Consider the following 13206-nt stretch of genomic DNA (forward strand, 5'->3'; position numbering starts at 1 on the left):
CGACGTAGAGCGGGTAGACGTCGGCGAAGCTCGTAGTGAAGATGCGGCGCATTCCTCGACGGTAACGGGTCGCCGGGCCGTCTCCCCGCGCCACCAGCGGATGAGTCCTATCGTTGGTGCATGTCAGACAGCCCCGATCCCGACAGCCCCGACCCCGACGATCCCGACATCCCACACGAGCAGCCTCACGAGTCGGCGTTCGCTTTCGGCGACGCCACCCCGATCGGCGACACCGATCGTATCGCCCGCGAGAAGGCCATCTACGAGGCCGCCCGCCACGGCAATGACGTCAATCGCGGTCACGCGCTCGGCGGCAGCGACGGGACCACCGAGGGGCAGTGACGCCGTCAGCCCGGCGGTGCCATGACAACGGGTCACGTCAGCAAGTCCTGACGCGCCGCGATGGCTGGTGTCCGACTCGTCGGTAACCGTGTAGATACTGAAGACATGGAGATCCTGAGTAGTCGCATCCTGTTGCGGTCGCGTGATCCCGAGGCTCTTCAGCACTTCTACCGCCACAAACTTCATCTCGCGATCGCGCGTGAGTACCCGGGCGGCCTGGTCTTCCACGCGGGCAACGGCTTGATCGAAGTACCCGGCCACATGAGTACCGACCTGCCCGACGGCCACGCGAACGGGGCCGCGCTGTGGATTCAGGTGCGCGACGTCGCCGCGACCCAGCGCGAACTGAGCGCAATGGGAGTCGACATCCGCAGGGAGACGCTGACCGAACCGTGGGGCCTCATCGAAATGCACGTCGTCGACCCGGACGGACGCACCCTCATCCTCGTCGAGGTACCTGCCGATCATCCGCTGCGGTTGGACAACCGCTGAGTTCGGCATCCGGCGCTGCAAGCACGACATGCGAGACTGAACGCATGAGCATCTGGACTGCGCCCCTCGCCGACCGCCATATTCAGGCCACCGTCGACCTGCCCGGGTCGAAGTCCATCACCAATCGCGCGCTGGTACTCGCCGCGCTGGCCGACGGACCGTCGACAATCACCGGAACCCTGCGCAGTCGCGATACCAACCTCATGCTGTCCGCGCTCACCGAACTCGGCGTCGGAGTCCGCGTCGACCCCGCCGATCCCACGACCGTCTCCATCGAACCTCGGCCGCTGCATGCGGGCGAGGTGTTCTGCGGCCTGGCCGGAACAGTCATGCGATTCCTGCCGCCGGTGGCCGCGCTCGCCTCCGGCGACGTCGCATTCGACGGCGACCCACAAGCCCGACAGCGCCCACTCACCACCATCCTCGCTGCTCTGCGCGACCTCGGGGTGGGGGTCGACGGCGACAGCCTGCCGTTCGTGGTGCACGGCACGGGCTCGGCCGACGGTGGCACGGTCACGATCGATGCGTCCGGGTCGTCGCAGTTCGTGTCGGGACTCCTGCTTGCCGCAGCGCGATTCGACAACGGGATCACGGTGCGACACGTCGGAGCGCCGGTGCCGTCGACGCCGCACATCGACATGACCGTCGAGATGCTCGCCACCGCGGGGGTCGTCGTCGACACGTCACAACCCGATACCTGGCGCGTACCCCCGAGTGTGATCAAAGCCGTCGACGTCGCTGTCGAACCCGACTTGTCCAATGCCGCAGCGTTTCTCGCGGCAGCCGCGGTCACCGGCGGTGAGGTCAGCATCCCGCGTTGGCCCGCGACAACAACGCAGCCGGGTGCACAGATCGTCGACATTCTCGCCGAGATGGGTTGCACCGCAGAACTTTTCGACGGCGTGCTGACGGTGCGCGGGCCAGAACGACTCACCGGGATCAGCCGGAACCTCCGCGACATCGGCGAGCTGACTCCGACGATCGCCGCGGTGTGCGCGCTCGCCGATGGGGAATCCCTGTTGAGTGGGATCGCCCACCTGCGCGGCCACGAGACCGACAGGCTTGCCGCGCTCGTCACCGAGATCAACAAGCTCGGCGGTGATGTGTCCGAGACCGACGACGGGCTCATCATCCGACCGGCTCCGCTACATGGCGGACAATGGGATTCGTATGCAGATCACCGCATGGCCACGGCAGGCGCGATCATCGGCCTTGTGGTCCCCAGCGTCACCGTCGACGACATCGAGACCACGTCGAAGACGTTGCCCGACTTCCCCGGAATGTGGCAGCAGATGGTCGGACATCCGTGATCTACCGCGCGGCAAAGGCTTTCACAGTGTGTCCTGACGGAGGACGCCGGTGAGCCGCCGCGCGAGCAGCTACGACGAATCCGATGTACGGATTCGTCCGGGCAAGGGCAGCCGACCGCGCACCAAGACCAGACCGACACACGACGACGCGCAACATGCGATGGTCGTCTCGGTCGACCGGGGCCGCTGGGGCTGCGTGATCGACGGAGACCCCGACCGACGCGTGGTCGCGATGCGCGCCCGCGAACTCGGCCGCACACCTGTGGTGGTCGGCGACGACGTATCGCTCGTCGGCGATCTCTCCGGCGATTCCGGAAGCCTTGCACGCATCGTGAAGGTGGCGGAGCGTCGAACTGTATTGCGGCGCACCGCCGATGACACCGACCCCTACGAGCGCATCGTCGTCGCGAACGCCGATCAACTCCTCATCGTGACAGCAATGGCCGACCCTCCCCCACGCACCGGATTCGTCGAAAGAGCGCTCGCGGCAGCGTATGTCGGCGGGCTGTCACCGATCCTGTGTCTGACCAAGACCGACCTCGCCTCCTCGGACGAATTCGCTGCCGCATTCGCCGACCTCGACCTGCCGGTTGTGCGTGCGGGGCGCGACGATCCACTCGACGACGTGCTGGCATTACTCACCAATCACCGCACGGCGCTCATCGGACACTCGGGGGTCGGAAAGTCGACGTTGGTGAATCGCCTTGTCCCAGAAGCGGAACGAGCAACCGGGGTCGTCAGCGGCGTCGGCAAGGGACGCCATACGTCGACGCAGTCGGTTGCACTGCCACTGCCGGGCGACCACGACAAGCCGCGCGGCTGGGTGATCGACACACCGGGTATCCGCTCGTTCGGCCTGGCGCACGTCAGCGCCGACGACATCGTGAACGCCTTCGACGATCTCCACGAAGCGATCGAGAACTGCCCGCGCGGGTGCACCCACCTCGGACCGCCCGCCGACCCCGAGTGCGCACTGGACTCGCTGACCGGACACTCCCACCGGCGCGCCATGGCGGTGCGGCACCTGTTACGGGCGGTCAGCGACACAAAGGAGACCGGGACGAAGCAGAGCGGGGAGAACTGAACATCGCGGTCAGGTTTCCGGCGCGCAATGTCGCACCGGCCCTTCGCATTTCGACCTGTCACGCTGTCATATCCCCAGGCGGCCCGCATACCTCTCGAACGATATCCAGCACGGCGCCCGCCGCCGTTGTCAGGCTTCTGGTAGCCGAGTGGGCTACGTAGATCACCCAGGTGAGATCCCGGTCGACACAGGGGACGATACCGGCTCCGGACTGATCGGCCGCAACGCTGGCGGGAACCGCTGTCACACCAAAACCACTGCGTGCCAACTGAATTCCAAAGACCTGATCGGCAACCTCGATGACCGAATGCCGCGTCGGGATCTCGGCGTCGATGATCGTTCGGGTTCCCCAACCAGGTGGGTAGTCGATGACGCGCTCGTCTGCGAGGTCGTCGGCGGCGAAACGTCCCGCGCGCGCAAGCCGGTGGTCGGGATGAGTAACCAGTACCAGCGGCTCGGCGGCCAACGCGTACGAGGTGATCCCCGACAGATCGCGTACGCGACCACCCAGCAGCGTCAGGTCGAGGGAGCCATTGCGCAGATGCCGGACGTTGCCCGCGCTGCCCTGCGGACTCTGCCGCATGGCGATTGAGATGCCCGGATGACGGCGATGGACCACCTCGAACGCCCCGGCGAGGTTGATCGTGGCGACGTTGACGAGGGCTCCGAGCACTACCTCGCCACGGACCTCGCCTCGCATCCCGGCGATCGCGTCACGCACCTCGTCCCGTGCGCGCAACGCTTCCCGCGCCGGGGCCATCGCCGCCCGCCCGGCGTCGGTCAACACCAGCACGGTGCGCGTCCGGTCGAAGAGCTTTGCACCGAGTTCGTGCTCGAGCTTCGCCACTCCTGTCGACACCGCGGACTGCACGACGTGCAGAGATCGCGCCGCCGCGGTGAAAGTTCCCTGGTCACAGCACGCGAGAAAGTACTCGAGCTGACGCAATTCCATTCGCATCTCCAGCAGGGTGGTCGCAGCAACGTATCAATCATCAACGATGGTGATGTCCGTATCGAAATCTATCGCTTTTCAGCATGGCCTATCCGGCTCACCATGGACTCATGACTTCGCCACAGCGCACCTCACCCAGCTCATCGGAGACGAACCCGTCCGGAACGTCCGCGACACCGTCGACGGTCACGCCGCGGTTGAGTCGACTGGTAGTGCTGCTCTTTGCGATCACGGCGGGATCATCCGCAGGCTGCCTGTACTACCTGCAGCCACTACTGCATGAGGTCGGCGACGATTTCCACATCTCGACCGCTGCCGCAGGTCTCGTCGTCTCGGCCACTCAGGTCGGCTACCTCATCGGTCTGGCACTCGTCGTGCCGCTCGGAGACTTCGTCAGCCGACGCATCCTGGTCGGCGGACTGCTCGTCGTCTCCTGCATCGGCCTGGCCATCGCGGCCTTCTCTCCGGCCTACGCGGTGCTGATGGTGATGGTCTTCGCGGTGGGTGTCTCCGCGTCAGCAGCGCAGGTCGTCGTGCCGTGGGCAGCAGCGGTCGCCGCGCCGGGCGAGCGCGGTGCAATCGTCGGCACGGTGATGAGCGGACTACTTGTCGGAATCCTGTTCTCCCGTGTATTCGCCGGGTTGGTTGCGCAGGTCGGCGGGTGGCGCACGGTGCTGGTCGTCGCAGCAGTGGTCCAGCTGGCGATGGCGGCCGCGGTGTGGTGGTATGCCCCGCGCACGGCGATCAGCGCCACGTCGACGAGCTATCCCCGCGTGCTGTGGTCCATCGTCACCCTGGTTCGCAGCGAAGGGGTCCTACGTCACCGCATGCTTCTCGGCGGACTGAACATGGCCGCCTTCAGCGGCATGTGGACGGCCATCGCATTCCTGCTCGCAGGGGCACACGGCTCGCAGTACCACTTCTCCGACGCCGCGATCGGACTCTTCGGACTCGCCGGGGTGGCCGGGGCGTTGGCGGCGCCGCGCGTCGGCAAACTCGCCGACCGCGGGTATCTACGCCACACCCAATACGGCGTGTGGGCGATCGAACTCCTGGGGTGGGCTCTGCTCTATTGGGGAGCACACCAGGTCATCGTGCTGGTCATCGCCCTGCTGGTGTTCGATTTCGGCGTCCAAGGCGTCCAGATCGCGAACCAGGCCGCCGTGTACTCGCTCGACGACGAAGCACGATCCCGCTTGACGACCGCCTACATGGTCGCCTATTTCGCAGGCGGGGTGCTCGGATCGGCCTTCGGCGCGTGGGCATACCAGGCCGGTGGATGGGTACTGGTGTGCGCGGCCGGAGCAGGCACGGCGATTGCCGGCATGGCACTGTGGGCCGTCTTCGCAATCAGCGAGCGCAACCATCCGCTACAGGGAGTGACCGCACACGCACGGCTACGCCAAGACACACAAGCCGGGTAGGAGCGAGGCAACATGGCGACAACCATCAGCAATCACGCGCGCGAAGCTTGGCAAACGATAGCTCCACCGGCGCAGGGCAAGCACGGCCCCCTGCCCGCGATGTTGCTGGCCATGACCTTCGTGACCGGTGTCGTTGACGCTTTCAGCTATCTCGCGCTCGGCAGAGTGTTCGTGGCGAACATGACCGGAAACGTCGTCTTCCTCGCTTTCGGTTTGGCAGGTGCCGCGGGCTTCGCAGCATGGGCTTCGATCACGTCGCTGCTGACGTTCGCCTGTGGAGCCGCGCTTGGCGGACGAATCCTACGCATCCACGACGGGCATCGCGGCAAGCAGTTGCGAACCGCGCTCGCGACCCAGGCCGTACTCATGATCGTCGCGGGCGTGGTCGCGTGGACGTTCCCGCATCCCTATCACACGGGAATCGTGGCGACGCTCATCGCACTCGTTTCCGCCGCGATGGGACTGCAGAACGCCCTCGCGCGCGGCCTCGCCGTTCCCGACCTCACGACGACAGTTCTCACGCTGACGATCACAGGGGTGTTCGGGGACAGCCGCGTGGGTACCGGCAGCGGCAGCAGAGCCGGCCGCAGGGGGATGTCGATCGCCACCATGTTCGCGGGAGCCGTCGTCGGCGGCGTGCTCGTGATCCACGACCTCGCACCATGGGCAGTGACCGTTGCGGCCGTCTGCGTCGTCAGCCTGGCATTCGTGTCGCGACGACTCGCGCGATCGACGAGCGACTGGGTCACCGCCGGCCGATGAGCCACGCTCTCGTGTGACCACCCGACGAGCGTGTGACCACCGACGAGCGTGTGACTAGCGGCGCGCCCGGCGACGCATCCGACGCCTGCGGCGAACCTCTTCGATAGCCGTCTTGAGACCCATCGCCTGGTCGAGACCGGCGAAGCGTCGCTCCGACGCGGTCTCGGGTGCGTCGTCGGCCGAATCACGCAGGAAGCGGTCGGGCAGTGCGAGTTTGTTGATGGTCCGTAGCGTCTTCAAGTACTGGACCCACAATGATCCCGTCGTATAGGGGAGGTCGTACTTGTCGCAGAGTTCGCGCACGCGCACCGAGATGTCGGCGAGGCGGTTGCTCGGCAGATCCGGGTAGAGGTGATGCTCGATCTGGTAGCAGAGATTGCCCGACATGAAGGCCATCGCCGGGCCGGCGTTGAAGTTCGCGGAGCCGAGCATCTGCCGCAGGTACCACTGGCCAGGCGTCTCGTCGTCGAGGGTGTCGACCGTGAATTTCTCTGCGCCGTCGGGGAAGTGACCACAGAAGATCACGACGTAGGCCCACAGATTGCGGATCACGTTGGCGGTGAGGTTGGCCGTGAGCGTATGCACGAAGTTGGGGCCGGTCAGTGCCGGGAACAGAACGAAGTCCTTGCCCACCTGCTTGCCGATCTTCCGCGCGAACAGCTTGAGTTTCGGAATCGTGACCTCACGCGGACGCTCGCCCGCGCGGTACTCGCTGAGATCGAGATCGTGCAGCCCGATCCCCCACTCGAACGTCAGCGCGAGAAACAGGTTCATGAAGGGTTGGAGGAGGCGCCGCGGTTCCCACGGCTCGTCCCGCGTGACCCGAAGGACCTTGTAACCGACGTCGTGGTCCATGCCGAGCACGTTGGTGTACTTGTGATGGACGTAGTTGTGCGAGTGCTTCCAGTGCGGGGACGCGCACACCATGTCCCATTCCCACGTCGTGGAGTGCACCTCGGGATCGTTCATCCAGTCCCACTGCCCGTGCATCACATTGTGGCCGAGCTCCATGTTCTCGATGATCTTGGCCAACGCCAGCGAACCGGTGCCGAGCAACCACAGTGAACGACGATGCGAACCGAACAACGCGAGTCGACCGGCAACTTCGAGGGCGCGCTGCGCGAGGATGGTCCTGCGCAGGTAACGCACATCCCGCTCGCCGCGTTCGGACTCGATCTTTCGTCGCAGAGCATCGAGCTCGGCGCCGAGGGCCTCGACATCCGCGTCAGTCAGATGTGCGTATTCATTGATGTCGGTGATAGCCATTGCACTCCATTATGTCGCACGCGGCGTGTGTGCGACACCCACCCTACCCGCGAGTAACCGCAGGCAGCGTGAGGTCGCCGTATTCACGATCAGGCAGCGCGCGTTGAACGTGCTGTAACCACCGTCGGCGCTGCCGCACGTCCTCGACGCCGATCACGCAGCGACCGAATCGCACTACGCAGCCCGCGTCGACGTCCACTCACCGGATCGACCACCGACTCGAGGCGCACCCCCTCGTCGAGTCCGGTCTTGAATCGACGCTCCGACGCCGTCTCGGGAGCGTCGTCGGCAGTCGCCTTGAGGTACTTGTCGGGCAACGACAGCTTGGCGATCGTTCGCCACGACTTCGCGTACTGCAGCGGGAACGACCCCGTCGTGTAGGGCAGGTCGTACTTGTCGCAGAGCGCCTGGACGCGAACGGCAATCTCGGCGAGCCGGTTGCTTGGGAGGTCGGGGTAGATGTGGTGCTCGATCTGGTACGAGAGATTTCCGCTCATGAAAGCGAGCAGGAATCCGCAGCGAAAGTTGGCCGATCCCAACATCTGTCGCAGATACCACTCGGCCTGCGTCTCGCTGTCGACGTCCTGCTTGGTGAATTTCTCCGCACCGTCGGGAAAATGCCCGCAGAAGATCACGGCGTTACTCCACACATTGCGGATGACGTTGCCCAGCGCGTTCGCAGTGGCTGCCTTGCCGAACGCGCGAGCCGACGCCCGGGCGTCTCCCTTGGTCACCGCGGCGGTTGCCGCAGCCGCAAGACCGGGGTAGATCACGTAATCCTTGCCGACCTGGCGACCGATCTTGTTGCCGACGTCGGCTAGGTCGCGGCGGAACTGCGCTTTGGCCTCCGGTGTACGACGCTTCTTGCCGATCTCCAGGTGCTGCGCGGCAACTCCCCACTGGAAGAAGAGCGCGAGCAGCGTGTTGTAGACGAGGTTGCCGTAGTTGAACGGACGCCACCGCTGGTCGCGCGTCACGCGGAGCAGTCCGTAGCCCACGTCGTCGTCCATGCCGAGCACGTTGGTGTACTTGTGATGGATGTAGTTGTGCGTGTGCTTCCAGTGGGCCGAGGGGTCGGTGTTGTCCCACTCCCACGTGGTCGAATGCACCTCGGGATCGTTCATCCAATCCCACTGCCCGTGCATCACGTTGTGGCCGAGTTCCATGTTCTCGACGATCTTCGCGACGCCGAGCGCCGTCGCGCCCGCCCACCAGCACGAGCGACGCGTCGAACCGAAGATCAGTCCGCGGCCGACCAACTCGAGGCCGCGTTGAAAGCGGATGGTGTTGCGCAGGTACCGCGCGTCCCGCTCCCCTCGGTCTGCCTCGATTTCGGCACGGATCTTGTCGAGTTCACGGCCGAGTTCTTCGATGTCAGCCTTGCTCAGATGTGCGTACTCCGGGATGTCGGTGATCGCCATGGGCGTCCTCACTGGTCGCGGATGGTCAGGGGCGACGGGAGAGTCGGCTACGCCTACGTTCCCGTAACTTACGTAAGCGTAGGTTACGGGCATCGGGCTGTCCAGACCAAATGGGGGGTGTTCTGTGGCGAACGGCAGTGAGGTTGATCGCAACGGTCAGGACGCAGTCGCCCCGACGAGTGGCCCGCATGCGAATCCCAGCCGTTGCGACGCGATGTCGAGCGCGCGGCGATACTGTTCACGCTTGCGGCGATGGGTGAGCATGAATCGGGTCGACGCCGCGAGCCGCAGCGGCATCGGAGCCCACTTGTCGAAGTCGACACCGCAGTTGGTGAAGACCTTGAGCGGGACCTCGTCGGCGATCAGCCCGATGTTGTACATCGCAAGGCAGCAACTGATACCGACCGCGGCCTGTGAATGTTGGCGCGCCACCACGCCGATATCGGTTTGGTAGAGCGGCACCGAATCGAGCTTGCCCAGGAAGGCGAGGTGGGTGAGGAAATAGGCGGCGTAGGTGGAGAACTGGACGATCGCCGATCCGGAGTTGATGGTGAGCACCCGACCACCCTCCGAAACGTAGGGATCGTCGGTTGAACGCTCACGCAGGATGTAACCGGTGCAATTGACGACCCAACTCCCCGGGACGACGGGAATCTCCTCATGACTACGGAACACCAGCTGCGGCATGCCATCTCGATCGACGACGTCGACAAGGTAATCAGTGACAATGCCGCTGAGCGCAGCCGAGATGGCGTCGCATTCAGATGGTGAGAGGTTGCCGTTCAAGAACCGACGCGACTCGGGCATCGGGCTGATTCCATACCGCGCGCGGTAGGCGGCGGTCACCTGCTGATCATTTGTCCCGTCGTACATGTCGGCAAACGAGCTGAAGACCTGGCTGGCGGGTTTGGCTGCCCACCATCTGCGCATTCCGATTGGGAAAGCAGCCTCGCGATTGTTGAAGAACGTCCCGGCACCGGCCACCAGATGCACTTCACGTCCGGGATTTCTGGTGGTGATCAGATAGGCGGTGTCCATGGCGGTCTTGCCGCCGCCAATGATCCAGACCGGCGTATTGGTGTCGGTGAAGTCATTCTCGGAGAAGTCGAAGAAGTCGGGCGAGACCGACTTCACCTGCGAACTGCTCAGCGCGAGAGGCTGATTGGGAGTCACGTTGAATCCGTACGCGTTGATCAGGATCGGCGTGTCGAGGACGAGTTTCCCACCCGCGGGGTCGCTGAGATGGACGCGCACGCCGTCTGCGTGTTCATCGAATCGGTCCATCGTCCATCCGTAGTACTCGTCGAGCGCGACTCGTTCCGCGAGAACGTCGCGGCAGTACCGCAGGTGATCGAGGACCTCTGGCTTGGTCGCAAGGTAGTCGGGCGCACGACGCAGCCTCCAGGCGATGTCGCCGGCGGTGAAGAACTCATATGGCTGATGAAGCCGGACATAGGAATACGTGTCGTTCCACATACCACCCGCATCCGGACGACGATCGACGAGAGCCGCCCGAGCGCCCGCGTCGAGGTATTCGGTTGCCACGGCGAGAGCATTCAAGCCCGCTACTCCCGCGCCGACGATGCAGAGGTCGACGTTCGCCACCGCTACGGCACCTGCACTGTTCTGGGATGCCATTGGTTCTCCCGAATTCGGAGCGTGGCGGCAGGTCCGCTGCGTTTATCCCATTGTCCCGGTTTGGCCACCCACCAAAAAGCCCCAGCTTTCGGGGACAGAGGCGCTAGTGATCGCCTGCGTCGGCGAGCAGTTCGTACCCGAGTAGATCCTCGATCTTGCCCGCCGAGCTCGCGGCAAGCGGCTGGGTGCCGAACTCGTTGAAGCCCGCGCGCAGCGCAAGGCGTTTGCTGCCCTCGTTGGAGTCGGCCGCGAACATCGTCAGCCTGCGCAGACCGAGGACGTCGAAGCTGTGCCGCACCGACGCGGGGAACGCCTCGCCGAGCACGCCGGCACCACGCGCCTCGGGATGCGTGTAGAAGCCGATCTCGGCGCCGACCACCGGATCGATCTTGAACAGCGAGATGTCTGCGAGATAGTGGTCCGTTTCCTTGTCGGCGACGGCCCAGGTGCAGGTCTCCCCTCGCGCAGCGGTCCACCACTTCCTGGTGCGCTCGGCCGCGGCATGTTCGACGGTCAGCGGGTCGGGCCTGCCGAACAGGTACTTGCGCGAGATCGGGTCGTCGAGCGTCTCTCGAATGCGCTCGTCGTCCTTGGCCTCCAGGGGCCGCAGGCGGAACCGCTCGGTTTCGAAAGTCGTTGCGTGCCAGACGGTCTTGGGTTCGAAACTCTCGCCGGCGTGCCACTTGCCGCACCAGGCGTCGACGACGCCGCTGTTCATCTCGAGCCAGTCGGGAAGCCGACCGACCAGAGTGAATCCCGCGGCGTGCGCAGCGCGCAGACTGGTGAGGTTGCCCTCGGCGGCCTCCCAGCGCACGACCTCGACGTCGCGGTTGTCGACGGCGTACTGCATCGCCAACACCATCGCGCGCCGCACGAGGCCTTCACCGCGAGCATCGGGATGCAACCCGAAACCGATGTCGACGATCCGGCCGGGCCCACGGAGATCGATACTTCCGGCGAACCGGCCGTCGTGCTCGATGGCCCAGATCATCGACGTCCCGTTACGCCATCCCTGCAGTGCATTGATGATGAACCGCTCGGCGTCGGATCGACCGTACGGCGATGGCATCTTGGCCCATCGCATCGTCAGGGGATCGGTGGCATATCCGACGATGCGATCGACGTCGTCGGTCTGATGTGCCCGCAGAGTGATGGTGCCATCGGTCAGCACCGGGACATCACTCGTCGCGGTCAGTTCAATCAGTTCAGCTCGCACGCGGATCCACCTCCGTGGTCGACAGCCTCGCCCACAGAGCCTAACGCGTCGACCAACCCGGCGACGGGGAACACAGGCGCCGAGGCGCCCGAAACGCTCGTGAGCTGCGCATTCGCCGAGGATTTCGGCGATTCGTCATACATCGAGTGTGCAGTCACCCGCGGCAGCGCTCACGCAGGTCTGTATTCGTTCGCCCGCGACATGCTCGTCGCCGGATCGAAGATCGCGCACGCACCCCTTGTCGAGCATGACCACGCAGCTCTGACAGATGCCCATGCGGCATCCGAACGGCATCAACACACCGGCCTGCTCCCCCGCTTCGAGCAGGGTTGTCGCGCCGTCCACCTCCGCGGTCTGCCCCGTGCGTCCGAAGGTGACGGTCCCGCCCTGCGCGCCGACCGCGCCACGCTCGAGAGCGAATCGCTCGATGTGCAGGCGATCGGAGGCATCTGCATCGATGAACGCCGCTTCGACCATTTCCAAGAAACCGCCCGGCCCACACGCCCACGTTTCGCGTGTCCGCCAGTCGGGGCTGAGCTCGTCGAGCGAATGTGCGGTGACCTTGCCGTCGGCCCTCGTGTACTGCACGTGCAGGTCGATGAGTCCGCTCTTCTCCATCTCGACGAGTTCGTCGGCAAACAGCAGATCGTCGGGCGTCGGCACCGAGTGCACCACGCGCACGTCTGTCGACTGTCCGCGATGGCGCATCATGCGCAGCATCGAGATGATCGGGGTCAGTCCGCTGCCAGCGGTCAGGAAAAGCACTTTGCCCGGCAGTGGCTCGGGCAGAACGAACTCACCCTTGGGCGCGGCCAATCGCACGACTGTACCCGGCTCAAGTCCCTTGACCAGGTGCGTCGACAGGAAACCCTCGGGCATGGCCTTGACCGTGATCGCGATGGTGCCCTCGGTGCGCGTCAGATCCGGCACCGAGGTCAACGAGTACGACCGCCACGTCCAACGCCCCTCGACGAGCACTCCGATTCCGATGTACTGCCCGGGCGCGTAGTCGAGCGTGAATCCCCACCCCGGCTTGATACGGATGGTGGCGGAGTCGTCGGTTTCCGGAGTCACCGACACCACCTGGCCGCGCAGTTCACGCGCCGACCAGAGCGGATTGGCCAGGTGGAGATAGTCGTCGGGCAACAGCGGCGTGGTGATCCGCGCGACCGCAGCGCGTGCCCACCGAGCCCCACGACTACGCGCTGCCACCCCCGACACCGGCTCTTCAAACCGTTCCCGCAGCTCCCGCAGGTTCACCGTTCCCACTCCTCGTCGTGCGACCGCATGTTGGACGGA

At 65.0% G+C, this 13206-nt stretch carries 12 protein-coding genes; 6 read left to right on the forward strand and 6 right to left on the reverse strand.

All coding sequences use genetic code 11. From position 1 onward, the window contains the following. Positions 1–120: 120 nt before the first annotated feature. From A5777_RS06420 to rsgA, 4 genes are all read left to right on the forward strand, one after another. Positions 121–342: a hypothetical protein gene (locus A5777_RS06420; protein WP_064862031.1), complete on the forward strand. Its 222-nt coding sequence runs from the start codon at positions 121–123 to the stop codon at positions 340–342. 105 nt (positions 343–447) lie between these two features. After that, the gene (locus A5777_RS06425; protein ID WP_064862032.1) at positions 448–834 is read left to right on the forward strand and encodes a VOC family protein; all 387 of its coding nucleotides are present in this window, start codon (positions 448–450) and stop codon (positions 832–834) included. A 44-nt stretch (positions 835–878) separates the two neighbouring features. After that, positions 879–2144, forward strand: coding sequence for a 3-phosphoshikimate 1-carboxyvinyltransferase (aroA, locus tag A5777_RS06430; RefSeq protein WP_064862033.1), 1266 nt, complete (start codon positions 879–881; stop codon positions 2142–2144). A 49-nt stretch (positions 2145–2193) separates the two neighbouring features. Then, complete coding sequence (rsgA, locus tag A5777_RS06435; protein WP_064862034.1) at positions 2194–3228, forward strand: ribosome small subunit-dependent GTPase A; 1035 nt, start codon at positions 2194–2196, stop codon at positions 3226–3228. 58 nt (positions 3229–3286) lie between these two features. On the opposite strand, the gene A5777_RS06440 is transcribed toward rsgA, so the two are convergent. Further along, positions 3287–4186, reverse strand: a complete 900-nt coding sequence (locus tag A5777_RS06440; protein WP_231894966.1) for a LysR family transcriptional regulator — start codon at positions 4184–4186, stop codon at positions 3287–3289. Positions 4187–4290: 104 nt separating this feature from the next. Between A5777_RS06440 and A5777_RS06445 the strand changes: the two genes are divergently transcribed. Then, a complete protein-coding gene (locus tag A5777_RS06445) occupies positions 4291–5604 on the forward strand; it encodes an MFS transporter (RefSeq protein ID WP_064862062.1) in 1314 nt (437 codons plus the stop codon). A 12-nt stretch (positions 5605–5616) separates the two neighbouring features. Continuing rightward, positions 5617–6366: a YoaK family protein gene (locus A5777_RS06450; RefSeq protein ID WP_064862036.1), complete on the forward strand. Its 750-nt coding sequence runs from the start codon at positions 5617–5619 to the stop codon at positions 6364–6366. 54 nt (positions 6367–6420) lie between these two features. Here the strand turns inward: A5777_RS06450 and A5777_RS06455 are convergent, their stop codons facing one another. The 5 genes from A5777_RS06455 to A5777_RS06475 form a co-directional block, all read right to left on the reverse strand. Further along, positions 6421–7632, reverse strand: a complete 1212-nt coding sequence (locus tag A5777_RS06455; RefSeq protein WP_064862037.1) for a fatty acid desaturase family protein — start codon at positions 7630–7632, stop codon at positions 6421–6423. A gap of 89 nt (positions 7633–7721) precedes the next feature. Continuing rightward, positions 7722–9053 carry a fatty acid desaturase family protein gene (locus A5777_RS06460; protein ID WP_064862038.1) on the reverse strand — a complete coding sequence of 444 codons (1332 nt, stop codon included), beginning with the start codon at positions 9051–9053 and terminating at the stop codon, positions 7722–7724. Positions 9054–9209: 156 nt separating this feature from the next. Next, positions 9210–10691 (reverse strand): hypothetical protein, encoded by a 1482-nt coding sequence (locus A5777_RS06465; RefSeq protein ID WP_064862039.1) that lies wholly within the window; start codon positions 10689–10691, stop codon positions 9210–9212. A 103-nt stretch (positions 10692–10794) separates the two neighbouring features. Next, positions 10795–11907, reverse strand: coding sequence for a GNAT family N-acetyltransferase (locus A5777_RS06470; RefSeq protein ID WP_064862040.1), 1113 nt, complete (start codon positions 11905–11907; stop codon positions 10795–10797). 135 nt (positions 11908–12042) lie between these two features. Then, positions 12043–13167: a ferredoxin reductase gene (locus A5777_RS06475; RefSeq protein WP_005208012.1), complete on the reverse strand. Its 1125-nt coding sequence runs from the start codon at positions 13165–13167 to the stop codon at positions 12043–12045. Between the last annotated feature and the right edge of the window lie 39 nt (positions 13168–13206).

This window comes from Gordonia sp. 852002-10350_SCH5691597, from assembly GCF_001665715.1.
GTDB classification, from domain to species: domain Bacteria; phylum Actinomycetota; class Actinomycetes; order Mycobacteriales; family Mycobacteriaceae; genus Gordonia; species Gordonia sputi.